The sequence below is a fragment of the Termitidicoccus mucosus genome, from assembly GCF_038725785.1.
Classification (GTDB): Bacteria; Verrucomicrobiota; Verrucomicrobiia; order Opitutales; family Opitutaceae; genus Termitidicoccus; species Termitidicoccus mucosus.
In genome coordinates this window covers 6566326-6591767 of the sequence record NZ_CP109796.1, presented here as the reverse complement: position 1 = coordinate 6591767, position 25442 = coordinate 6566326, and the positions used below count along the sequence as shown (strand labels likewise).

The window sequence follows — 25442 nt, the reverse complement described above, 5'->3', positions numbered from 1 at the left end:
GCGCTAGAAATTCCCGATGCCGAGCAGGGTGATGCCGAAGGTCATGCCGGCGGCGATGCAGAGCAGGATGAACGCGGCGTAGAGCCCGCGCGACAGCGCCGAGGCCAGATAGCCTTCGATGAGATCGATGACACTGTTGATCAACGGCACGCCCGGGACCAGATAAAGCACGGCGGTCGCCAGCGTGGCCTCCGGCGAGGCGCCGAAATGCCAGATGGTGTCGGCCCCCGCGATGACGGTCGTGACAAACGACGCGGCCACAAAAGAAATCATGGGATTGAACCGCAGGCGGAGCACCGCCACCCGCAGCACGGCCCCGGCAAAGGCGGCGGTGAAGGCGCAAAGCGCGTTCCGGCAATCCCCGCCCGACAGCATGCACAAGCTGCCGCAGGCAATGCCGACGGCGAGGGCGACGAGCCAGTAATTATAGCCGGCCTTCGCCTTGATGGCCTCGATTTGCCGTTTGACGTCGCTGAAGGGCAGCCGCTCTTCCAGCACCCGCCACGACAGCCGGCTGAACAGGGTGAGAATGGCCAGGTGGACATTGTGCGGGGGCGCGTCGTGATAGCGCGTGACGGTTCGTTCCGGCTGCTCGCGGTCGCGCACGGTGATGGTGAGCCCGGTGAAGGCCGGATTGATGTGAATGGGGAAACCCCAGCGGTCGGCCAGCCGTTTCAGGTTGCTGAAGACCCGTCCGCAATGCGCGCCCGACGCGAGCAGGAAGACGCCGACGTCGAGCGCCATGTCGGCAAACTGCTCGACCGAAACATTTTCCCGGGAAACTGGTGTCACGTGCTCAGGCATCCGGCCATGGTTATTTCCCGGATTTCCGGAATACGGAAGAATAATTGCGGGGCGGGTGCGCGATGGCGATTGCGACTATGGTCAGAGAGGGGTGTAACTCAAAGTTGTGTCACTCCCTCTTTCTTCTTTCCTCTTTATCTTTATCTTTCGTCAGGCATGGGCAGGGAGAAAGAGGAAAGATAAAGAATAAAGAGGAAAGATTCCGGCGGTGTCATCACTTTGAGTTGCTCCCGTCAGAGAGAGCGGCAGCCACCCGTAGCGCAGGCGTCTCTGCCTGCCGTCGAAACCGAAAGGCGCGAAGCGCCGCTGGCTTTTTTCCAAGGAACAAGTGCCGCGCTTCGCGCGAATTTCTTTCCGACGGCAGGCAGGGATGCCTTATAGGACACTGGCCAAGACGGGCGCAGTTCTATAACGAAGCCGGTCTTGGCCAGTGGTTCGGGGAGGGGCGTCCTGCAGGACGCCCCTCCCCTGTCCGCCGAAAGTCTGATGGGATGCCATGAGCCCTGGAGCTCGCAGCGCAGCGACAGACCCGGCGGGCACCGCTGGCAGCAACTCGAACCGTTGTCTGCGCCCTTGAGCGCGTCTCGATAAGAAGGAGTCCTGCCATGCCAAACCAATATAAACACATCGGCGTTGATCTCGCCAAGTCCAGTTTCGTCGCGGACCTGCCCAAGGGCGTGACGAGCTTCGCGCAGAGCCCTGCGGGCCTGCTGCGTTTCCTCTCGCAGTTGCCCGCCCGCGCGTGGGTCGTCTGCGAGGCCACCGGCGGTTACGAAAGAGCCCTCGCGCGCGCCTGCCACCAGGCTGGCGTGCGCGTGAGCGTGGTCAACCCCAGGCGCGTGCGCGAGTTCGCCAAGTCCCAGGGCATCCTGGCCAAGACCGACCGCATCGACACGCGCCTGCTCAGCCTGTTCGCGCGCAAAACCGAAAAACTGCGCGCCAGCCGCGCGCCCGTCCAAGCCGAGGCGGTGCTGCGCGAACTGCTCCAGGCGCGCGAGGCCCTGGTCGAGGCGCTCAAACACGAGACCAACCAGGCCGAGCACGCCACCGGCCTGCCCCTGCTCGAAGGCCTGGCCGCCGCGCGCCGCGCCCTGCTGGAGCGGCACATCAAGCAGATCGACGCCGAGATGGAACGCGTGATTGCCGCCGACCGCGACCTGGCGGACCGCGCCGCACGCTGCGCCCAGGTCCAGGGCGTCGGCCCGGTCACCACCGCCGCCGTGCTCGCCCTCATGCCCGAGCTCGGCTCGCTCGAAAAGGGCCAGGCCGCCGCCCTGCTCGGCGTCGCACCCATCGCCGCCCAAAGCGGCACTTGCGACAAATCCCGCCACATCGAGGGGCGGCCGCCACCGCCTGCGCAAAACCGTCTACATGGCCGCACTGAGCGCCGCCCGCCACAACCCCGTTCTCTGCGCCTTCTACCAGCGCCTCCGCGCACGCGGCAAACCCGTCAAAGTCGCTCTCTCCGCCCTCATGCGCAAACTCATCGAACTGCTCAATCTTCTCCTCAAATATCCCAACTTTTCCCTTGCGCGTTGATCACCGTTGCTGCGCTACGGTGTGCGGCCCGCGGCTTCGTCCGTTTTTCGCCAAACGGATGTGACGCGGCTTTCCACGCTGTCCCGAAATGGCTTGGGCGCTTTTTCAGAATGACAACGAATACGTCACCATGACCGTGCGCTCGGTGAGCGGAATGCCGCCCGCGAGGGTGCTCTTTTCGTCAAAGACATTGTCCATGTTGACCTGGATTTTGTGGCTCAAGCGGTGGCCGAAGGAACGGGTCTTGAATTTGTAGCCGACGCCCGCCTTCCAGACAATCGAGGAGCGGTTGTAGTTCTGCTCGCGTCCGTCGAGCACGTAGCTCATGCCGCTCATGTAGGGGTCGGCGTAGGAGTATTTCATGAGGTCCACGGTCGTCGCGGCCCCGGCGACGTCGGTCCAGTAGAGATACTTCGTCGCGCTGTCATAGTAGGTGACGACGGCATTCTCCGGGAGGTAGGGATAAGGCAGGCCGCCGTTGGGGAAGCGGGCGTTGTAGATTTGGTTCTGCTGCATACCGCTCACCGTGGGCGCGCCGGTGTAGGGGACGAGCGCCTTGCCCGAGCCGAGGTTGACGAGCGATTTGCTGTAGTAGGTGACGCCGGCGAGCGCGAAGAGCCCCTTGAGCCTGCCGTTGACAAACTCATAGCGGACGGCGGTGCCGAGGTTGTGCTTGGGCACGCGGCGGGGCGTGGTGTCGTTCATCCAGTTGAGCTTGCCGGCGTCGGTGATCTTGGCGTCCACGTAGCCGTAGCCGCCGACGACGTTCAGCGAGCGGGTGACCTGCCAGTTGAAGTCCACCTCGTAACCCTTGGCAATCTGCTCGCCGGTGAGGATGACTTCCTTTTGCTGCGTGATGGCGTCGGTGATGGAAGTGACGAGGTTTTTCTGCCGGATGTGGAAACGATTGAGGGTGATGTTGAGGCGTTCCTGGAGGAGCGTGAGCTTGACGCCGAATTCGTAGCCGTCGCTTTCGATGTTGGGCAGGGGCTCGTCGTTTTCGTCGAGCTGCGGCTGCGGGTCAAAGGCGGAGCTGGCGTTGGCGTAGAGCGAGATGTTGCGCGAGACGATGGCGGTGAGGCCGGCCTGGTAGGTCCAGGCATCGACGTTGTAGTCGGTTTTTTTGGCCGTGGGCTCGTCCTCGGTGGGCTTGTGCTCGGCGGTGCTGTCAACGTAGTCGTAACGGCCGCCGATCATGGCGATCAGGCGCCCGTTGAACATCGTGGCGCGTTCGCTGAGAAAGATGCCGTAGTCGCGGCTGATGGTTTTCGCGTGGGTGCTGGGGACGGTGTAGTTGGAGGGGTCTTCCTCCCAGGTCGGGTAGTCGTAGCTGCGGTAGATGCCGTGGGCGCCATAGGGGTCGAGGGGATCGTAGTAGAGGGAAACCGGCCACTTGATGGAGAGGGCGTAGTCGGAGTTGCGGTAGTAGTCGGTGGTGACGAGAAACTGGTGCCTGACGGGGCCGGTGGAGAAACGGAAGAGGTTGTCGATCTGGAGGCCGGTGGCCTTGGTCACGCCCTCGTCGTGCTGCGGGGTGAGCTTGACCGACGCGGGCGGGGGCTCGGTGGTGGCGCTGGAAACGGCGGCTTCGCCAAAGGGGTAATACGTGGCGGCGGCCTTTTCGCCGTGCGTGGGATTATACGACATGTTGAAGGAGGCGCGAAGGCTCCAGGCGGCGTTGAACTTGTGGTCGAGGGTGAGGCTGCCGGCGGTGAGGCGGTTGTATTTGTTGGCGTTGGGCCCGAGGAGATTGAAATCGTAGTAGTCGTAATCCATGCCGAAATACTGCGTGTAGCTCTTGGCGAAGTAGCGTTGGTAGCCGTCGAGCGAATAGGTGAACCAGGACGGCGGGTTGGAGGTGTCGAGGTTCACGGCGGCGGTGGCCATCTGGTAGGTGTTGAAGTCGTGGCGGTCGGCGTAGTCGATGAAGAGGCCGATGGTGGTGCGCGAGGTGGGTTTGTACACGAGCTGCGCGGCGATGTATTCGTTGCGGGTTTTGGCAAACTCCTGCTGGCGGTCGGCCGTGCGATACTCGGTGTCGATGCGATAGAAGAGCTTGTCACTGGTGCCGGCGGGACCGGAGGCGTAGAAGGAGCCGCGGGCCTGGTCTTTCGTGCCGAAACCGGCGGTGACCCCGTATTTGGGCGTGGACGTGGGCTTTTTCCGCAGGGTGTTGACCGCGCCGCCGGGCTGGATGGCGCCGTAGATGGAGGCGGCGGGGCCCTTGATGACTTCGACGCGGTCGGTGACGGTGACGCCGGTCAGGCCGACGCGGCGGAAGCCGTCGACGAGTTGCGTCGAGGCCTGGAAGCCACGGAGTTGATACTGGCCGGTGTTCTCGGACGGCGAAAACGAGCTGACGTTCGAGAGCTGGTCGGCGAGTTCGAGCGCGTTGAAGTCGCTGATGAACTCGCTGGTGACCACGTTGACGTTGAAGGGCAGTTCGCGCAGGAGGCTGGCGACGCGCGTGCCGGTGACGGACTCGGAGGCGGTGTAGCCCTTGACGCTTTCGCTGCGCACTTCGAAGGCCGACATGGCGACGACTTCGTCGGGCGTGTCGTCTTCGTCCGCGGCGGTTTGCTGCGCCATGAGGGATGCGGAAAAGGGCGTGGCGTGAATGGCCAGCAGCGAAAGGAGCAGCGCGAGGAGAGTGGCGCGATGCAGGGCCAGTTTTCGGACGAGGACGAGCAGGGCGATGCCGGCGAGGAGCCAGAGGCCGGGCGCGCCGCCGCCACCGCCGCCGGAACCGGAGCCGCCGCTCCAGTTGTCGTCGCTGACGGTGAGGCGCATGCTGGCGGTGCCGGAGCCGGCGGTGTTGGTGGCGACAATCGTATAGACGCCCGAGTCGGTGACGCTGTTGACGTCGATCGAGAGCGTGGCGCCGGTCGCGGGCAGGGGCTGGCCGTGCACGGACCAGACATATGCGGCGGCGGGCGAAGCCCAGGCGGTGCCGTCGAGCGTGACGCTCGAGCCGAGAGCGACGACGCGGTCGGTGATCTTGGCGGCAATGACCGGCTTGATGGTGACGACGCGCAGGGCGTTGTTGCCGGTGTCGGCGACATGGAGGAGACCGCTGACGGGATCGAAGGCGAGACCGGCGGGGGCGCTGAGGGTCGTCGCGCCGGTGTCGCCGGCGAGGGTGACGAGCGCGCCGGAGACGGGGTCGAAGCCGCGGATGAGGTTGTTGCCCGTGTCGGCGATGTAGAGGAGGCCGGCATCGTCGATTGCAATGGCTTCCGGGGTGTCGAGGGTGCCGTCGGCGGCTTTGCCGTTGTCGCCCGCGCTGCCGGTGTCGCCGGGCACGCCCGGCTGGCCGGCGACGGTGGCGACGGCGCCGGTGGCGAGGTTGATTTCGCGGAGGGTGCAGTTGACGGTATCGGCCACGTAGAGCAGGCCGGTGGCGGAGTTGAGGGCGAGGCCGGTGGGTCCGTTGAAGGTGGCGGCGGTGCCGGTGGCGGAGTCGGCCGAGCCCGCGGCCCCCGAGCCGGCGAGCGTGCTGACGACGCCGGCGGAGGTGATTTTCACGATGGTGTTGGCGGCGGTCTTGCTCACATACACGACGCCGTCGGGGCCGGCCGCGATGCCGCCGGGCGTGGTGACGCCGGTGGCGAGCGCGGGACTGACAACGGTGCCGTCGGCGAGGACCTTGCGGACATTGCCGTCGTCCCCGGCGGTGTAGAGGTTGCCGGCGGCGTCGATGGCGAGGACGGCGAGTTGCGGGATGGTGGCGAAGGTGCTCACGGCGCCGCCGGGGGCGACTTTCTTGATCGTGCCGGAGGCGACGTCGGCAATGAAGCCGTTGCCGTCGGCGTCGAACACGGTGGAAGTCGGGCCGCCGAGTCCGCCCGGGGAAACGACCGTGCCGATGTCGCTCTGGCCGGCGGTGACGCGGAGGTCGAGCTGCCGGCTGTCGGAGCCGATGGCGTTGGACGCGCCAATGGTGACGGCGAAGGAGCCCGTGACCGCGGGCGTGCCGGAGATGACGCCCGTGGCCGGGTTGAGGGCAAGGCCGGCGGGCAGGCCCGAGGCGGTGAAGCCGGTGGGCATGTTGCTGGCGGCGATGGTGTAGGTGAAGGGCGAGCCGAGCAGTCCGCTCGCGGTGAGCGCGCTGGTGATGGAGGGCGGCTCCGTGGCGACACCGCTGCCGGTGGTGGCGATGGTCAGGCCGGTGAAGGTGACGTCCGAGAACTGGTTGCTGCCCTGGCCGAAGCGAAATGCGATGGTGTCGAACGTGGTGACGGGCTCCGTGATGTCCACTCCGGTGCAGATCAGCCTGGTGAGATTTCCGCCGGTGATTTGGGCGGTGATGGCGAGACTGGTGGCGGATTCGCGGGTGAGGGTGACGATGAGCGAGTAGGCGGTGTTGGCCGCGAAGAGGTGATCGTCCGGCGGCGTGCCGCTGGAACCCATGTTTTCGGTCGAGTTCGGAGGAGTGCCCCAGTCGGCCGTGGTGTTGAGGAGGGCGGCGTTGCTGGTGGCGAGGCGTTTGTTGACGGCGAGGGTGACGGGCGAGGCGGCCGTGCCTCCGACCATGGAGTTGGTGAAGATGCCGTAGCCGATGTCGCCGACGAAGGCCGGATCGCCGGTGCCGCCGGGGTTGAAGCCGTCGGTCGCGCGGCGTCCGTTGGCGACGCCGTTGAGCAGGGCGATGCGGAGGTTGTTGGCGGCGGGTCCGAACGTGCCGGTGGTGAAGTCGAGCTTGAGGGTCACGGTCTGGCCGTTGTTGACGTTGAACGCGGGGAAATAGCCGAGGGCGCCAATGCTGCTGGTGGTGTCGAAGTTCCACTTCATGCCCGTGGCGGAGGCGACGAGTTGCTTGACCCGGCTGGCGAGCCACTGGGTGTTGGTCGCGGTGGGAGTGCCGATCACGGGCGAGGACGATGTGCTGGTGGAGCCGTCGGCGCCGCCGATGCGGTCGGTGTCGTCGAAGCGGTCGTCAACGAGAACGGTCTCGGTGTCGGCGGTGCGGACGGTGATGACGTTCGAGGAGGCCGTGGGGCCGGAATCGTCAGCCGCGCGGACGCGGTAGTAATAAGGGGTGTCGGGGGCAAGGCCCGTGATGGCGCGGAGACGCGCGGCGCCGACATCAAGGTCGTTGTAACCGGACACGAAGCTGGAGAAGGCGGAGTCGGTGGCGATGTCGAGACGGTAGCCGGTGGCGCCGGTGACGGTTTCCCATCGGGCGATGAAGCCGGTGGTGGTCACGCCGGTGGCGGGGGAAGCGACGGGCGTGGCGAGCGCCGGAGGAGGCTCCACGGTGAGCGTGAGGGTGACGGGCAGGCTGGCGCCGATGGCGTTGGTCGCGGTGAGGACGACGGGATGCGGGCCGATGTCGCCGGTGACGGCCGTGCCGCTGATGACGCCGGTGGCGGGATCGAGCGCGAAGCTGGCGGGGAGTCCCGTGGCGGCGAAACCGGCGGGCGAGTTGTCGGCGGTGATCGTGTAGGTGAACTCGGTGCCGACGACGGCGGTGGCGGTGGTGGCGCTGGTGATGACGGGCACGGCGGTGACAGCCGGATTGACGGTCAGTACCAGCGTGACGGCGGGACTGGTGCCGACGTCATTGGTCGCGGCAAGGGCGACATTGAAAGTGCCGCTTTCCAAAGGCGTGCCGGTGATGACGCCGGTAGCGGGGTCAAGGGACAGACCGATGGGCAGGCCGGTGGCGGCGTAGCTCGTCGGCGAATTGCTCGCCGTGATGGTGTAATTGAAGGCCTCGCCGACCGTGGCGGTGGCGGTCAACGGACTGTTGATCACGGGAGCGGAAGCGGCGGGTTCCTCGCCTTCCCATATTTTGAGGCTGGTGAACTTGATGTGGTCGTATTGGGTCGTGCTGCCGCCGAGACGGAATGCAAGGGCGTTGAATGTGCTGGTGATCGCGACAGTAGCGTCTTGGTCAACGACACTGTATTCGAGTCCGCTGAAGTTGCCGCCTTCGAGTTTGGTGCCAATGGTCATTTCGGTGCCGGCGGTATTTTTTGCGAGAGTGACTGTGAGTGTGTAGTCGTTTTCGCCCTGGAGATAGCCGGTGGAGCCGGTGCTGTTTCCTATTTGTGAAGTCGTGCCTGTGGCCGTGCCCCAATTGCCGGCGGTGCCGAGCAGATCGGTGGCCGTAGTATTGATGCGCTTATAGGTGCGCAAGACGAGGTTGGCGGTGGAATTGCCTATGTTGCTGGAGGCGGACATGATGGCGTAGCCGGTATCGCCCTCGTAATAACTGCTGCTCGCGGTCACGCCGTCGGTGGAAAAGCGTCCGTTCGCCGTGTCGTTGAGGAGGGCGATGCGGAGGTTGTTGGTGCCGGTGCCGACAACGCCAGTAGTGAACTTGAGCTGCACGGTGACGGTGCTGCTGGCGGCGACGGTCACGTCGGGAAAATAGCCGACCGCCATGGAATTTCCGGTGCCAACGTAATTCCAGACCATGCCGGTGCCGGTGGCGACGAGGGTGCTGGTGCTGGTGGCAACCCATTGGGTGTTGGTGTCGGTAGGCACGGAGACAATCGGTGAGTCGGGCGCGGTCGCGGAGCCGTCGAAACCGCCGATACGGTCGTAATCCGTGAAGGTGTCGTTCACGAGATAGCTGGCGGCGGCAGTGGTTGCAACCGTGCCGGAGGCGGAACTGGCGCTCGTGCCGCCGGCGCCGGCGGCGCGGACGCGGTAATAATAGGTGACTCCCGGCATGAGGCCCGTGACGGCGTAGCTGGTGACGTTGCCGATGTTGAGGTTGTTGTAGCCGGCGACGAAGCTGCCGAAGGCGGGATCAGTGGAAACATCGAGATAGTAGCCGGTCGCGCCGGGGGACGCGGTCCAGTTTACGCTGAACCCGTCGGCGGCAACACCGGTGGCTGCGGACAAGACGGGCGCCGCCGGTGCGGCGGCGGGTTCATCGCCCTCCCAGATTTTCAGGCTGTCGAACTTGAGCTGGCTGAACTGGAGCGTGCCTTTGCCGAGGCGGAGCCCGATGGCGTTGAAGGTGAGGACGGGGCTGGCGCTGTCGGTGACGGTGTAGTCGAGGCCGGTGAAGTTGCCGCCTTCGAGTTTCGTGCGCATGGAGAGCGTGGCGCCGTCGTAGGCGAGCATGAAGGTGAGCGTGTAGGCGGTGCCGCCTTCCAGGTATCCGGTGGAGCCGGCGCTGGCGGGAGCGATGGTCGTCCAGTTGCCGGAGGAGCTGAGCAGGTCGTCGCTGGCGGTCGTCGTGCGCTTGTAGGTTTTCAGGCCGAGATCGGTTGTGCCATTGCCGACCGTGGAAGCGGCGGAGAAGACGGCGTAGCCCTTGTCGCCGTTCTGGCGCGCCTCGGAGGAACTGAAACCATCGTTGTCAACGCGCCCGCCGACGGTGTCGTCGATGAGGATGGCGCGCAGGTTGTCCACGCCGGTGCCGGCCGCCCCGGTCGTGAACTTGAGCTGGACGGTGACGGTGCCGCTCGTGCCGACGGTGACATCGGGGAAATAGCCCATCGCCATGACAGAACTGACGCCGGTGTAGCTCCACGTCAGATCAGTGCCGGTGGCGACGAGCGTGCTGACCTGGTTGGCAACCCATTGGGTGTTGGTCCCCGTGGGCGTGACGGCAAACGGGCCGCCGGTCTTCGAAGTGGAGGAACCGTCGGAGCCTCCGATGCGGTCGGTGTCGGTGAAGGTGTCGTTGACGAGATAGCCGGAACCGCCCGCGCTGGTGGTGACAGTGATGGTGGCGGAGCTGTCGCCGACGACATCGCCTGCGCAGGCGCTGACGCGGTAGTAGTAAGTCGTGCCCGGGGCGAGGTCGGCGAGGGTGTAGCTGGTGGCATCGCCAACATCGAGTCCCTCGTAGCCGGACACAAAGGTGGAAAAATCGGGGCTGGTGGAAACATCGAGCAGGTAGCCGCTCGCGCCGGGGACGGCGGCCCAGTTGGCGGTGAAGCCGCTGGCGGTGGGGATGGTCGCTTCGGACACCGCGGGCGCAACAGGCGGCGGGCCGCCGATGGTCAGGGTGAGCGCGAAGGGCGTGCCGGCGCCGTTGGCGTTGGTGGCGGTGAGGGTGACGTCGAAGGTGCCGCTTTCCACGGGCGCGCCGCTGATGACGCCGGTGTTTGAATCGCAGGTCAGGCCAGCGGGCAGACCGGTGGCGGCGTAATGAGTGATGGGGCCGTTGGTGGCGGCGGTGGCGTAAGTGAAGGCATTGCCTTGGCGTCCGGTGGCGGTCGATGCGCTGTAGATGGAGGGGACCGCGGGAATCGGCGTGCCGGCACCTTGGGTGATTTGCAGGCCGGTGATGTTGAGAAAAGAAAATTGGCCGGCGGCTTTGTCGGGACGGATAGCGAGGGCATTGAAACCAAGGATCGGCGTGGTGTTGTCGGTCACAGTATAATCCATTCCGCTCATGTTCCCACCGGTGAGTTGGGTGCGTATGGAGAGCGTGGTTCCATCGTAGCTGAGCGTGATGGCGAGCGTGTAGGCGGTGTTGGCAGCCAAATAACCGGTGGCATCGGAGCTGTTGCCCATTTGGCTGGTGGTGGTTCCGGCGGCATCACCCCAATCACCGAGTGTGCCGAGCAGATTGGTGCTCCCCGTGGCGTTGCGTTTGTAGGTTCTCAAGACCAAGTCGATGGTGTTTCCCGCTCCGACGTTGGACGAGGCGGAAAAAACGCCGTAACCCACATCGCCGTCGTAAGCGCTGTTTGTGGAGCTAAAGCCGTCCGCCGTGACACGTCCGCCAGCGGTGTCATTGATCAAAGCCGTGCGCAGGTTGCCGACAGTGGCGCCATTGTCACCCGTGGTGAAATTGAGCGTAAGCGTGACGGAATTGGCTTCCCCGATGCCGACGCTGACGAGCGGGAAATAACCGAGGCACATGGCGTTCGAGGTGCCGTTGAGCGTCCATTTCAGGCCGGTGGCGGACGGGGTGAATGCGCCGCTGCTATTGGTGACCCATTGGGTGTTGGTCGCGGTGGGCGAAGCGACGGCGCTGTTGCGGTCGTTATCGCCCATGGCGTCATTGACCAGCGCGTTGAGCGTGACGTTTGACGTGGCCGCCGTGATGACGTTCGAATCCGCCGTGGCGTAGGAACCGACGGTGGCGCGGACGCGATAATAGTAGGTGGTGGCCGGATTGAGCCCGGTGATGGTTTTGCTGGTGACGTTGCCGACATCGAGGGTTTCGCAGCCGGGCCAGAAGGAGCCGAAGAGCGGGTCGGGCGAAACGTCGATGCTGTAGCCGGTGGCGTTGTCCGATGCGGCCCAGTTGGCCGTGAAGGTCGAGCCGGTGATGGCAGTCGCGGCCGCGGCGACGGGGGGAAGCGGCGGAGCGGCGAGCGCGATGACGGCGGTGTCGCTGGTGGCATCGGGCGCGATGCCGTTGGAAACGACCACATGATAACTGCCCTCGTTGGCCGCGCCGATGTTGGCAAGCGTGAGCGTGCTGCCGGTGCCGCCGGTGGAGACGACGGCGCTGTCCTTATACCACTGATAGGAGAGCACGGGGCTGCCGGTGGCTACGACGCTCAGGGTGACGGTCGCGCCGGCGATCGCGGCCTGCGATCTCGGCTGGACGGTGATGACGGGCGCGACATCCGCGACCGGGGCGGCGGGATAGGTGGTTTTGAGCCAGTTGTATTTGTCGCCGTCGCTCCATTCGATCACGCCCGCGCCGGCGCCGGCCTGGAGGATGGTTTCGAGCGTCGAGGGGTCGTCCATGTAGGAAATCGTGTAGGGGAGCACGCCGCCGGCGAGATTCCACGAGAAGGGCTTGATCGCGGCCTGCTTGGGGCCGAGGGGGTTGCCTTCGTCGGTGCTGTTGCCGCGCACGGTGGTGACAGTGGTGTCGGTGTTGGTGAAATTATAGATGACGTCGAGGCCGAGGATTTTGCCGGTGTAGGCGGGGTTGTTCACGTCGGTCTGGTTGTTGCGCAGGGGCCAGAGGCAGTCGGTGTAAACGGATTTTTCGAGGAGAATGGCGCCGTCCTCGGTGGAGATGCAGCCGTTGAGCGGCGGGTTGAAGTGATAGGTGTTGGCGAGGGTGTTTTGCTGCGCGGAGGTGAGCGCGGCGGCGCGGGTGTCGCGGAGACGCTTGGCTACAAGCGCCTCGGTGTCGTCGAGGATGCTGTTATAGATGTGGACATTGCCGCCGCGGAGCCGGGGGATGGCGCGATCCCAGAGGTTTGTCATCAGGATGTGGTGGAAGGTCCCGGTGAGGAGGGCATTCTCGGCCTTGAGGGAGTTCGCGCCCATGAGGATGCCTTTTTTCTGACCGCGCATGATGAAGGCGATTTCCTCGGGAGTAAAACCGGCGGTGTCGCGGAGGAACTTGTAAACGGTGGTGCCGGATTTGCCGGCCTCGAGCGCGTCGATTTGCTGACGAATGAAGCCGCCGGGCGCGTCGTCGCCGCCTTCGATGCGGCACCACGAGTAGGTGACGTTGGCGGCCTTGGCCTTCATGTCGGTGATGCCGTCGTAGGCCTTGGTGAAGGTGCAGTGGTCGATCCAGACATGGCTGGTGTCGCCGCCGTTGCCGAGGGTGATGAAGTCCCAGTCGTTGCTGTCGTAGTCGCCCTTGGTGGCTTCGTCCCATTCCCACATTTCGTCAAACCGGAGGTTGCGAATGATGATGTTCGTCGTGCTTTTGACGTTGAAGGTGCAATGCCTGATGGTGGAGCCGTTGGCGGAGAAGAGGGTGAGCCCGCCGGCCTTGGGTTTGATATCGAGGAGGGTGACGCCGCTGGCGATGAGCACGGGATGCAGCTTCGGCGCGTTGTGCGCGCGGGCGGGATTGCTGGCGAGGCCCTGCGCCTCCGCGCCGATTTCATTCCAGCCGAGATTGAGGTCGTTCATGATCTCGATCACTTTCGGCGTGGTCACGCCCTTCGGGGTGCTGTTGGCGTCGCGGATGGCGGTGATGAACTCGAGCGCCGTGGTGACTTTGCGGTAGGCGGGGTCGGCCTCGTCAATGACACCGCCGCCGGTGGCCCCGCTGGCAAAGCCGGTGAGGTTGAAGGCGGACGAAGGGGCGGTGACGATGCCGGCCTGGAGCGGGGCAAACCCAAACACGACGGAGACGACGATCGCGAGGACAAGGCAAAGCGGAACGAGGATGGGCAGTGGGCAGAGTCGTTTTTTCATTTTTTTCATGATTGATGAATAGAAAGACCGGGGCGGTTACAGTCATGCGGATAGCCGCAAAACGATGTTTTATATTATATAAATGGACACTTGTAGTTGATAAACGGATACGGACGACGGGGCGCGGGATGCGGGCAGAGGGAGGGGATCTCGGATTTTTCCAGTATCAAAATGTCCGATTGCGCGCGCGAGTGGAAAAGCGTCGCGGCGTGTAGTCAAAAAGGGTGACAGCGCCCCACCCCATCCGGCCGGTTGTAGTCCGTTTGTGCGACAATCCTTCGCGCGCTAAATCATGTAGGCTCTCCCCTGCCCAAACAAATCACATGCCCGCGTTTATCCATCATCCAACCTGCCCGTCCCGGCTGCCGTTCCCCTTGCCCGTTGCGCTCCTGCTGCTTGCGTTTTCCACCGCCTCGCTTGTGCGGGGCGCCGCGCCGCGGGAAGTGAATCCGGCGCTCCCGTCGATTCCAGAACGCTCATTCCGGGTCACCGATTTCGGAGCGGCACCGGACGGCACGGAGGACGGCAACACGGCGGCGTTTGCAAAGGCCATAGCCGCGGTCGTCCAAGCGGGCGGCGGCAGGCTGATCGTGCCGGCGGGAGTGTTTCGCGTGGGACATATCGAGCTGGCGGGCCGGCTCGACCTGCATCTCGAAAAAGAGGCGCGCCTGCTCTTCTCCACCGACCCGGAGGCCTACCGCATCAAGGACCGCAAGTTTCGCCCGCTCGTCGGCGCGTCGGGCGTCGAGGATGTGGCGATCACCGGCGAAGGCGTGCTCGACGGACAGGGAAGCGCGTGGTGGAGCGAGGCGCGCAAGTTCAAGGATGCGGCGCGCGCACGCGGCGACGCCAACGAGGAAATCGGCCGCCCGAGGCTGCTCGTGATCGAAAAGTCGCGACGGATTCTGCTCGAAGCCATCACGCTGACCAATTCGCCGCAATTTCACTGCGTGGTCTCGCGCAGCGAGGACTTCACGGCGCGAGGCGTGACGGTGCGGGCGCCGGAACACGCGCCCAACACCGACGGCATCGACCCGGCGGCGTCACGGCGCGTGCTCATCACCGGGTGCACGTTCGACACGGGCGACGACTGCATCGCCATCAAGTCGGGCAGGCCGGACTCGCCGGTCGAGGATGTGCTGGTCGAAAAATGCCGGTTCTTGCGCGGGCATGGCATGTCGGTGGGCAGCGAGACCAATGGCGGGTTGCGCAACCTGATCGTCCGCGATTGCGTGTTCGACGGCACCGACGCGGGCATCCGCCTGAAATCCCCGCGCGGCCGTGGCGGTTTAGTGGAAAACTGCACGTATGAAAACCTGACGATGCGCAATGTCGGCGTGGCGATTTATATCACCAGTTATTATCCGGAGCGCCTGATGCCCAAGCCGGGCGCCGCTGTATCCGAACCATCGATACGCGACCCGAACACGCCGTCGTGGCGCAACATCACCATCCGCAACATCACGGCAAGGGATTGCCGGAAGAGCGCGGGCATCATCGTCGCGCTGCCCGAGGAGCCGCTCGACGGATTGCTGCTGGAAAACGTAAACATCGACGCGCCGCTCGGGCTGCGCATCGCGTGCGCGCAAAACGTGCTGATGAAAAACGTGAATGTGAAGGCGGCCAATGGTCCCGCCTACCAAATCGAGCCGAGCGCGCGGGTGCTGGTGGCAAAAGAATAACGGACCGCGCGAACAACGACGAAGTGCGGGGCGGCCAAACCATGCCTGGTCTCGCGCAAGGCAACCGTCTGGCAATGGCGCGGCAGCGCGCGTAGCGCAGGCTTCCAGCCTGCGCTACGCGCGGTCACCTCTCCCTGATCGCAGCCGGACTCCGTGCTTTCCGCTTCCCTTTTTAGCGCGGACACGGCCAACATCGTCCGCATGCCTGCAAACGCTCCTCTTCCGCTCTCCGCGCTCGGCGTGCTCTTCGATTGGGACGGCGTCATCATCGACTCCTCCTCTCAACACGAGGCAAGCTGGGAACGCCTCGCCGCCGAGATCGGCAAGCCCCTGCCCGCCGACCATTTCAAACGCGGCTTCGGCATGAAAAACGAGCACATCATCCCAAATCTTCTCGGCTGGACGGACGCCGCCGACCACGCCGGGATCAAACACCTCTCGCTCCGCAAGGAGGCGCTCTACCGCGACGTCATCCGTGAGCGCGGCGTCGAGGCGCTTCCCGGCGTGGCTGCGTTCCTGCACCGCCTGCGCGACGCCGGCGTGCCGTTCGCCGTCGGCTCGTCCACGCACCGGCTCAACATCGACACCATCCTCGATGTGCTCGGCTTCACCGGACTGTTCACCGGCATCGTCACCGCCGAGGATGTGCGCGCGGGCAAGCCGCATCCGGATGTGTTTCTGCGCGCTTCCGAAAAAATCGCCCGCGAACCGCGCCACTGCGCCGTGTTCGAGGACGCGCTCGTCGGCATCCAGGCCGCGCGCGCCGGCGGCATGAAAGTCGTCGCCGTCGCCACCACCCATCCCGCCTCGGAGCTGCGCGCCGTCGCCGACCGCGTCGTCCACCGCCTCGACGAGCTCACCGTTGCCAACGTGCAGGCGCTGTGGAAATGATTCTCCTTATCTTTCTCTTTATTCTTTGTCTTTCCTCTTTCTCTCCTGAGTGCTGATCAAAAAGAGAAAGAGGAAAGACAAAGAATAAAGAGAAAGATTTTTTCGCCATGCTCTTCAAGCTTCACGCCGATTACCAGCCCACAGGCGACCAGCCGCAGGCCATCGACAAACTCGTCGCTTCCCTCCGCGCCGGCAACAAACACCAGACCCTCCTCGGCGTCACCGGCTCGGGCAAGACCTTCACGATGGCCAACATCATCGCGCGCTGCGACCGCCCTGTGCTCATCATGTCGCACAACAAGACGCTCGCCGCGCAGCTCTACTCCGAGTTCAAGTCCTTCTTTCCCGAAAACGCCGTCGAGTATTTCGTCTCCTATTACGACTACTACCAGCCCGAGGCCTACATCTCGTCCAGCGACACCTACATCGAAAAAGACTCCTCGCGCAACGACGAGCTCGAACGCCTCCGCATCGCCGCCGCCAGCTCGCTCGTCTCGCGCCGCGACGTCATCGTCGTCGCAAGCGTCTCCTGCATCTACGGACTCGGCACGCCCGAGGACTTCACCGAGCAGCGCATCCAGATCCGCCGCGGCCTTCCGCTCGGACGCAACCGCCTCCTCGAACGCCTCGTCGAAAACCTCTACGAGCGCAACGACTACGAACTCCGCCGCGGCACCTTCCGCGTGCGCGGCGATGTCGTGGACATCATGCCCGCCTACCTCGAGCACGGCCTCCGCGTCGAGTTCTTCGGCGACGACGTGGACGCCCTCAACGAGTTCGACCCGCTCACCGGAAACATTCTCCGCCGGATCGACCAGTTCGACCTGTATCCGGCCAATCAATACGTGACCAGCCGCGACAAGCTCGAGGCCGCCATCGTCCGCATCAAGCGGGAGCTCGACGAACGCGTCGCCTCGTTCGAGTCCGCCGGACGGCTCCTCGAGGCCCAGCGCATCCGCATGCGCACCAACTACGACCTCGAGATGCTCCAGGAAATGGGCTTCTGCAACGGCATCGAAAACTACTCCATGCACATGGCCGGACGCAAACCCGGCGACCGCCCGACCTGTCTCCTCGACTTTTTCCCGAAGGATTTCCTGCTCTTTCTCGACGAATCGCACGTCACCGTTCCCCAGATCGGCGGCATGTACAACGGCGACCGCGCCCGCAAACAGAACCTCGTCGAGCACGGCTTCCGCCTCCCCTCCGCCCTCGACAACCGCCCGCAGTCCTTCGACGAGTTCCAGCGCGTCACCGGCCAGACCCTCTACGTCTCCGCCACGCCCGCCAAATTCGAGCTCGAACGCTCCACCGTCGTCGCCGAGCAGCTCATCCGCCCGACCGGTCTTCTCGACCCCGAGATCGACCTCCGCCCGATAAAAAACCAGGTCGAAAACCTCATCGGCGAGATCAAGGCCGCCGTCGCGCAGGGCGAGCGCGTCCTCGTCACCACGCTCACCAAGCGCCTCTCCGAGGACCTCACCGGCTACCTGCGCGACGCGAAAATCCGCGTCGAATACCTGCACTCCGACATCGACGCCATCGAGCGCGTCGAAATCCTTAGAAACCTCCGCCTCGGCAATTTCGACGTCCTCGTCGGCATCAACCTTCTCCGCGAGGGGCTCGACCTCCCCGAAGTCGCGCTCGTCGCCATCCTCGACGCCGACAAGGAAGGTTTTTTGCGCAGCGAGACCTCGCTCGTGCAGACGGCGGGCCGCGCCGCGCGCCACGAAAAAGGCCGTGTCATCTTTTACGCGGACAACATCACCGACTCCATCCGCCGCACGATGGAGATCACGAACTACCGCCGGGAAAAACAGATTGCCTACAATCGCGAGCACGGCATCACCCCGCGCAGCGTGAAGCGCGCCGCCCAGGCCAGCCTGCACACCTACGACGGCACCGCCCGCGAGGACGAGGAGGCGCTGGCCGTGGCCGAAAGCGACCCCGGCGAAGTGGCCGCCGTGATCGCCGAGTTGGAAAACGAAATGACCGAGGCCGCCGCCCGCCTGGAATTCGAGCGCGCCGCCTTGTTGCGCGACCAGATCAACGCCCTGAAAACCGGCGACTACAAAAAAACCGTGAAGCCGGCGAAGGCCAAAGGCGCAAAGAAAACCAAACCCGCGCGAACCACAAAATATCCGAAAAGGCGCCAGCCATGAAGGCAAAGACGCAAACCCTCCCGCAGGGGGCAACAGAAAGTGATGTCACCGCCGGAATCTTTCTCTTTCTTCTTTCCTCTTTATCTTTCTCCTCTCCCGTCCCTGACGAAAGAGAAAGATAAAGAGGAAAGAAGAAAGAGAGGGGGAAAAGTGGTTTGCATGGTTTTGCCAGTCCATTGCGCCAGTCGCAGGGTGACTCACGGCGTCCTTGTTTCCCGAACGAGACGGAAACCCAGGCTCCGCATGGATGTCTTTTCCGCGCGCGACATGACTCTTCCATTGTAGCAGATTGTCCATCTGCTGCTTCCCTTCACCCCGGGACTTTGCGTCCAATAGTAGATGACAGGGGCATAGGGGGTCCACAAAGGACTCTCCTTGTCGGGCATGCGCATGTAACTGGCGCGCCGCGTTTCACCAGCCCAAACGCCCCCCGCATTCTGTCCGTCGCGCGTGAGAGACCGAACGATTTCGTCCACCGCAGGCAGGCGCCATATCCCTTGAGGACGGTCCATGACGGTTCTCCCGTCCGCACTGAGGTGGGTGGCGATAAATTGTGCCTTCGCATAGCTTACCTGTCCGCCCGTATCCCATCCCGGCCCCGATGGCGCCCAGATCAAACGCGTCCCCTGCCCGTCCACCTCTCTGGCCCCGAGATCGCCGTCATAGTGCCGATGGGCGATTCGCCAGACCGGCTCGACCGAGCAGGCAACGGCGATCAGCGCGGGCACCCCGATCACCATCTTCACAACAAGCGCCGCATGCGGAACACGCCCAAACAGGCACAGCAGCCCTCCTGCAAGCAACAGCAGCGACGAGAGCATGGCGACATGAATAAAGTCTTTTGGAGAAGGTGGCCAGCGTTCCATCAGCCACCAAACCATCAGCGCGCCGGCCAGCACGCAAATCGTCGCCCCGCCGATGACAGGCCGCTTTATGCCCAACACCCCCAGCCCGACAAAGGCGGCCGAAGGCGCCAGATAGGCCAAAGTCCACTTCAGGTTGAGAAATATGCTTTTATAATGCCACGCCTCATGAAAATTTTCGCTGGCACCCCAGAACGCCCAGAACGAGGCCGTCACGAGAACAAAGAACGCAAAAATCAAACCAAAAATAAGATTGCCGGATGGTTTCATATCTTGGGCAGGGGCGCCTCCAAGTCAGTGCATATCGAGTTTTCCGATTTCGCTCAATGCCTGCTCAATATTCAGCCGGGCCGCCCCTTCGGTTGCCATGCGCAGGTTTACCAAAGCATGCAAGGAACAGAGAAAGGTCATAGTGGGCTTGCCCCGATAATTCGGACACGGGATTAGGGTGATTTGATTTGGTCTAGTTGTGATTCGAATTGAACAGGACTTTGATAACCCAGACTCGAGTGGAGCCGGGTGCGATTATAAAATGATTCAATATAATCAAAGATCGCCGAGCGCGCCTCGCTGCGCGTGGCAAATTTGCGGTGATAATTTCAGATTGCTCCAAAACGATTCCATATGGGCGTTGTCGTAGCAATTGGCCTTCCGGCTCATCGAAGCAACGAGTTGGTTTGCCCTGAGTGTGTCACGAAACGCTGCGCTGGCGAACTGGCTGCCCCGGTCCGAGTGCACAATCAGCGCGGACGCGGGGCGGCGTTGCGCGATGGCCATTTTCAGGGCGTTGACCGCCAGCGATGGCATCTGATCCATGGCCCAGCCAACGCTGCGGCGCGTATAAAGGTCGAATAGTGCCACAACATACAACCAAATCCGCGCGAACCACAAAATACCCGGCAAAACGAAGATAGAGATCCTAACGAAAAGGAAGATTGACCGACGTGACACGGGAACATCAAGTTTCCCGCCCTCCAGATCGAACCAGATTGACTGCAATGGGCTCGCGCGAACGCGTCGGAAGGACTGCAAATGCTGCTGCGCTACTCGTGAAAAGAAATTCCGCGAATAGCCCGATTTCGAAAAAATTGCATTTCGCGCTTGTAGTTTACCAAACAGTCAACAATGTAGTCCGTCATGGGCCGTCCAAGTGACTCTAAAGAACGTTTGCTCGAAGCCGCGCGCGACCTGATCTGGGAACGCAGCTACGGCATGGTCACGATCGACGCCATCTGCGACAAGGCCGGCGTGAAGAAAGGCAGTTTTTATTACTTCTTCAACTCCAAGTCCGATCTCGCCGTCGCCGCCATCGACACCAACTGGACCGAAAACAGCAAGCCCGTCTGGGATAGCCTGTTTTCCGCCTCCCTCCCCCCGCTCGAACGCATCCGCAACTTTTTCCGGGCCAGCCACGACAATCAGGCCCGCCTGCAAAAAGAACACGGCCGCGTCCTCGGCTGCCCCTGTTTTTCCCTCGGCTCGGAAATCTGCAACCAGGACGAATCCATCCGCCTCAAGGTGCAGGAAATCCTCCAGAAGCAGATTCGCTACTTCGAATCCGCCATCCGCGACGCCCAGGCCGAAGGCACCCTCCCCGCCGGCGATGCCGCCGCCAAGGCACGCAGCCTTTTCGCCCTCTTCGAAGGCAGCCTCGGCCAGGCGCGCATCCAGAACGACTTGGCCTTTCTCCGCACCCTCCCCGGCCTCGCGCTCGAAATCCTCGGCTCTTCCCGCTTGCCCGAACCCGTGTAGCATTTTTTTGCCCGGATTGTTTACTATTTAGTCAACTACTAACCGCATCCTCATTCCATTCATCATGAATCCAGACGACCCGACACCCGGCCGCAGCACGGCCGCCACCGAAATCACCGCCGTCGCCGCCGGAGGCTCCCTCGTTTCCCATTTCCGCCTGCCCGCCATTCTCGCCCTTCTGCTCGCGCTCGGCGTGGGTGGCGGCGTCTATCTCATCGACGGAGCCACTGCCGCCGAAACCGGTTCGACCGCGACTCCCCCGCCTGCGCCCAGAGTCACCGTCGCGCCGGTCGAGCAACGCATCGTCACCGATCACCGCGAACTGCTCGGCCGCGTGGACGCCACCGAAACGGTGGAAGTGCGTCCCCGCGTTTCCGGCTACATCGACGAAGTCCGGCTCAGGGCCGGCGAACTCGTTAACAAGGGCGACGTACTCTTCGTCATCGACCCGCGCCAGTACCGCGCGCAGGTCAACCAAGCCACCGCCGGGGTCGAACGCGCCCGCGTCCGCCTCAGCATCGCCGCACGCGAGGCACGCCGCTCCGATGCCCTGCTCAAGACCCGGGCCATCTCGGAGGAGGAAGCCGACACCCGCAGCACCCGCTTCGCCGAGGTCCGCGCCGAACTGCTCTCCGCCGAAGCCACCCTCGCCACCGCGCAGCTCGACCTCGAACACACCGAGGTGCGCGCGCCGGTCGGCGGGCGCGTCAACCGCGCCTACGTCACCGCGGGCAATCTCGTCTCGGGTTCGCCCGCCGGCGCCACCCTGCTGACCTCCATCGTCTCGGTCGGCGAGGTCTATGTGTACGCCGATGCGGACGAGGACACCGTTCTCGCCTTCAACCGCCTCCGCGCCGCCGGCCGCATCGCCACGGACAAGGATGGCCGCGTGCCGGTCGAGATGCAGTTGAGCGACGAGGAAAACTTCCCTCACCGCGGCGTCATCGAGTCCACCGACAATCGCATCGATCCCGCCACCGGCAGCCTCGTCGTGCGTATGGCTTTCCCCAATACCGATGGCCGGCTCGTCCCCGGGCTCTTTGCCCGCGTCCGCCTGCCGGTCAGCTCACCCGAGCCGTCGCTGCTCGTCAGCGAACGCGCCATCGGCACCGACCAGAACCAGAAATTCGTCTTCACCGTCGGAGCGGACAACACCGTCGCCTACCGCACCGTCAGGATCGGCCCCGCGCTCGACAGCCAGCGCGTCGTCCGCGACGGCCTCAAGCCCGGCGAGCGCGTCATCGTCAACGGTCTCCACCGCGTGCGCCCTGGCATGACCGTCACACCGGAGCTCGCCAGTAACGATACCGCGACCACTCCCGCCGCCACTGTCGCGCTCAGATAAAGTCATCACCCGTAGCTGCGCTCGTCAGGGCGCTGGCCGCCTGCGTGGGTTTCACGTCCGCGCCTGCCGACTTGCGTCGACAGCTACCTACCTGCACCCGTCCGCATGAACTTCTCCGACTTCTTCATCAAACGCCCGATCTTCGCCGGCGTTCTCTCCATCGTCATTTTCCTCGTCGGCGCCATCGCCCTCTTCCGACTGCCGATCAGCGAATATCCCGAGGTCGTGCCTCCGACCGTCGTGGTCCGCGCCACCTATTCCGGCGCCAACCCGAAAACCATTTCCGAGACCGTCGCCGCGCCGCTCGAACAGGCCATCACCGGCGTCGAGAGTTCGCTCTACATGTTCTCGCAGGCCACGGCCGACGGCGTGATGACGCTCACCATCACCTTCCGCCTCGGCACCGACCTCGACACCGCCCAGGTGCAGGTGCAGAACCGCGTCGCCCAGGCGCTGCCCAAGCTGCCCGAGGAAGTCCGTCGTGCCGGTGTCACGACGACGAAAACCTCGCCCGATCTCCTCATGGTCGTGCACCTCTTCTCGCCCGACGGCCGCTACGACGACATCTACGTGCGCAACTACGCCACGATCCAGGTCAAGGACGTGCTCTCCCGGGTCGAGGGCGTCGGCGAGGTGCGGCTCTTCGGCTCGGGCGACTACGCCATGCGCATCTGGCTCGATCCCGGCAAGGTCGCCGCGCGCGGACTCACCGCGTCCGACGTCGTCGCCGCCATCCGCGAGCAAAACGTGCAGGTCGCCGCCGGCGCCGTCGGCCAGCAACCCGCCGGCACCCGCCTCTCCGAGACCGAACTGCTCATCAACGCCGGCGGCCGCCTCATCACCGAGGAGGAGTTTGCCGACATCATCATCAAGACCGGCCCCGGCGGCGAACGCGTCCGTCTCGCCGACGTGGCCCGCATCGAACTCGGCGCCGACAGCTACTCGCTGCGTTCGCTGCTCAACAACAAGGCCGCCGTCGCCCTGCCCATCGCGCAGCTTCCCGGCTCCAACGCCATCGCCACGTCCGACGCCATCCGCGCCACCATGGCCGATCTCGCCAAACGTTTCCCCGAAGGCCTCGCCTACGACATCGTCTACGATCCCACCATCTTCGTGCGCAGCTCCATCGAGGCCGTCGTGCACACCCTGATCGAGGCCATCGTGCTCGTCGTCCTCGTGGTGCTCCTTTTCCTGCAAACCTGGCGCGCCTCGATCATCCCGCTCGCCGCCGTGCCCGTCTCGCTCGTCGGCACCTTCGCCGCGATGAGCGCGCTCGGTTTTTCCATCAACGCCCTTTCGCTCTTCGGCATCGTGCTCGCCATCGGCATCGTGGTGGACGACGCCATCGTCGTGGTCGAAAACGTGGAGCGCAACATCGCCCTCGGCCATTCCCCCGTCGAGGCCACGCGCCGCGCCATGCGCGAAGTCACCGGCCCGATCATCGCCGTCGCGCTCGTGCTCTCCGCCGTCTTCGTGCCCACCGCCTTCATCAGCGGACTCACCGGCCAGTTCTACAAGCAGTTCGCGCTCACCATCGCCATCTCGACCGTCATCTCGGCGTTCAATTCGCTGACCCTTTCGCCCGCGCTCAGCGCGCTCCTCCTGCGCTCGCATCACGCGCCGAAAGACCGCGTCACCCGCGCCATGGATTTCGCGTTCGGCTGGTTTTTCCGCCCGTTCAACCGGTTTTTCGAGTGGATCTCCCAAAACTATTCCAACGGCGTCGCCCGTCTCCTGCGCCTCTCCGTCATCGCCCTCATCGTTTACGTGGGATTGCTCGGCGTCACCGCGCTCCTCTTCCAGAAGACGCCCGCCGGCTTCGTGCCCTCGCAGGACAAACAATACCTCGTCGCCTTCACCCAGCTCCCCGCCGCCGCCTCGCTCGACCGCACCGACGCCGTCATCCGCCGCATGTCCGAAATCGCGCTCGCGCATCCCGGCGTGGCCAACGCGATCGAGTTCCCCGGCCTTTCGATCAACGGCTTCACCAATTCGCCCAACAGCGGCATCGTCTTCGTCGGCCTGAAAGACTTCGAACACCGCAAGTCGAAGGACCTCTCCGGCCCTGCCATCGCGCAGCAACTCCAGCAACAGTTCGCCGAAATCCAGGACGGCTTCATCGCCATCTTCCCGCCGCCCGCCGTGCAGGGCCTCGGCTCCATCGGCGGCTTCAAGCTCTACGTGCAGGACCGCAGCGACGCCGGCCTCGATTCCCTCTACGCCGCCACGCAGGACCTCATCGGCCGCGCCAACCAGACGCCCGGCCTCGCCGGCATCTTTTCGAGCTACACCGTCAACACGCCCCAGCTTGAGGCCGACATCGACCGCGCCCGCGCCAAGACCATGGGCGTGCCGCTGCAAAACGTCTTCGAGACGCTCCAGATCAACCTCGGCTCGCTCTACGTGAATGACTTCAACCGCTTCGGCCGCACCTGGCAGGTGCTCGCCCAGGCCGATGCCGATTTCCGCGACAGCGCCGAGGACATCCGCCGCCTGAAGACCCGCAATGCCGCCGGCGAACTCGTCCCCCTCGGCTCCCTCGTCAAGGTCAGCGAGACCTACGGCCCCGACCGCGTCATGCGCTACAACGGCTATCCCGCCGCCGAGATCAACGGCGCCCCCGCGCCCGGCACCAGCTCCGGCGACGCCGAGGCGCTGATGGAAAAACTCGCCGCCGACACCCTGCCGCAAGGCATGGCCACCGAATGGACCGAACTGACCTTCCAGCGTATCATCGCCGGCAATACCGGCATCGTGATTTTCCCGCTCAGCGTGCTGCTCGCCTTTCTCGTGCTGGCCGCTCAGTATGAGAGCTTCCGGCTGCCCTTCGCCGTGCTGCTGATCGTGCCGATGGCGCTGCTCTCCGCCATGGCCGGCGTATGGATCACGAAAGGCGACAACAACATCTTCACCCAGATCGGCCTGATCGTGCTCATCGGCCTCGCCGCCAAGAACGCTATCCTGATCGTCGAATTTGCGGTGAAACTCCGCGAGGAGGGCCGGAGCATCGCCGAGGCCGCCATCGAGGCGTCGCGCCTCCGCCTGCGCCCGATCCTCATGACGAGCATCGCCTTCATCGCCGGCGTCTTTCCGCTCGTCATCTCGACCGGCGCCGGCTCCGAAATGCGCCGCGCGATGGGCGTGGCCGTTTTCGCGGGCATGATCGGCGTCACGATCTTCGGCTTGTTCCTGACGCCGGTGTTCTACGTCGTCCTGGAAAAACTCGGCGTGAAAAAACCAAAGCCCGCCCCCGCGCCGGACAAGGTGGCGTCACCAACCATCGCCACCGAAACAAACTGAACGCTAC

General features: G+C 64.2%; 12 protein-coding genes. 7 read left to right on the top strand and 5 right to left on the bottom strand.

Going from position 1 to position 25442, the window contains the following annotated elements:
- Nucleotides 1–3: 3 nt before the first annotated feature.
- The gene (locus OH491_RS23365) at nt 4–792 is read right to left on the bottom strand and encodes a threonine/serine exporter family protein (RefSeq protein ID WP_334319028.1); all 789 of its coding nucleotides are present in this window, start codon (nt 790–792) and stop codon (nt 4–6) included.
- Nucleotides 793–1409: 617 nt separating this feature from the next.
- Between OH491_RS23365 and OH491_RS23360 the strand changes: the two genes are divergently transcribed.
- The gene (locus tag OH491_RS23360; RefSeq protein ID WP_084441829.1) at nt 1410–2477 is read left to right on the top strand and encodes an IS110 family transposase; all 1068 of its coding nucleotides are present in this window, start codon (nt 1410–1412) and stop codon (nt 2475–2477) included.
- On the opposite strand, the gene OH491_RS23355 is transcribed toward OH491_RS23360, so the two are convergent.
- Nucleotides 2449–13449 (bottom strand): putative Ig domain-containing protein, encoded by an 11001-nt coding sequence (locus OH491_RS23355; protein WP_068768808.1) that lies wholly within the window; start codon nt 13447–13449, stop codon nt 2449–2451. The genes OH491_RS23360 and OH491_RS23355 overlap by 29 nt on opposite strands.
- A 314-nt stretch (nt 13450–13763) precedes the next feature.
- Between OH491_RS23355 and OH491_RS23350 the strand changes: the two genes are divergently transcribed.
- The 3 genes from OH491_RS23350 (at nt 13764) to uvrB (ending at nt 18175) form a co-directional block, all read left to right on the top strand.
- A complete protein-coding gene (locus tag OH491_RS23350; RefSeq protein WP_068768809.1) occupies nt 13764–15122 on the top strand; it encodes a glycoside hydrolase family 28 protein in 1359 nt (452 codons plus the stop codon).
- 201 nt (nt 15123–15323) lie between these two features.
- Entirely contained in the window at nt 15324–16013 is a 690-nt protein-coding gene (locus OH491_RS23345) for an HAD family hydrolase (protein ID WP_068768810.1), read from the top strand.
- 107 nt (nt 16014–16120) lie between these two features.
- On the top strand, nt 16121–18175 hold the full coding sequence (gene uvrB, locus OH491_RS23340) for an excinuclease ABC subunit UvrB (protein ID WP_068768811.1): 2055 nt from the start codon (nt 16121–16123) through the stop codon (nt 18173–18175).
- 197 nt (nt 18176–18372) lie between these two features.
- Here the strand turns inward: uvrB and OH491_RS23335 are convergent, their stop codons facing one another.
- From OH491_RS23335 to OH491_RS23330, 3 genes are all read right to left on the bottom strand, one after another.
- On the bottom strand, nt 18373–19308 hold the full coding sequence (locus tag OH491_RS23335) for a hypothetical protein (RefSeq protein ID WP_145928565.1): 936 nt from the start codon (nt 19306–19308) through the stop codon (nt 18373–18375).
- Nucleotides 19309–19481: 173 nt separating this feature from the next.
- The gene (locus OH491_RS28270) at nt 19482–19580 is read right to left on the bottom strand and encodes an IS3 family transposase (RefSeq protein ID WP_425429207.1); all 99 of its coding nucleotides are present in this window, start codon (nt 19578–19580) and stop codon (nt 19482–19484) included.
- Nucleotides 19581–19584: 4 nt separating this feature from the next.
- Entirely contained in the window at nt 19585–20037 is a 453-nt protein-coding gene (locus tag OH491_RS23330) for a DDE-type integrase/transposase/recombinase (RefSeq protein WP_068768813.1), read from the bottom strand.
- A 138-nt stretch (nt 20038–20175) separates the two neighbouring features.
- Here OH491_RS23330 and OH491_RS23325 point away from each other — a divergent pair, with 138 nt between their 5' ends.
- The 3 genes from OH491_RS23325 to OH491_RS23315 all read left to right on the top strand — a co-directional run bounded on the left by OH491_RS23325 (nt 20176) and on the right by OH491_RS23315 (nt 25435).
- Complete coding sequence (locus tag OH491_RS23325) at nt 20176–20790, top strand: TetR/AcrR family transcriptional regulator (protein WP_068768814.1); 615 nt, start codon at nt 20176–20178, stop codon at nt 20788–20790.
- A gap of 64 nt (nt 20791–20854) precedes the next feature.
- Nucleotides 20855–22135, top strand: coding sequence for an efflux RND transporter periplasmic adaptor subunit (locus tag OH491_RS23320; RefSeq protein WP_068768815.1), 1281 nt, complete (start codon nt 20855–20857; stop codon nt 22133–22135).
- Nucleotides 22136–22240: 105 nt separating this feature from the next.
- Nucleotides 22241–25435, top strand: coding sequence for an efflux RND transporter permease subunit (locus OH491_RS23315; RefSeq protein WP_068768816.1), 3195 nt, complete (start codon nt 22241–22243; stop codon nt 25433–25435).
- Nucleotides 25436–25442 lie beyond the last annotated feature (7 nt).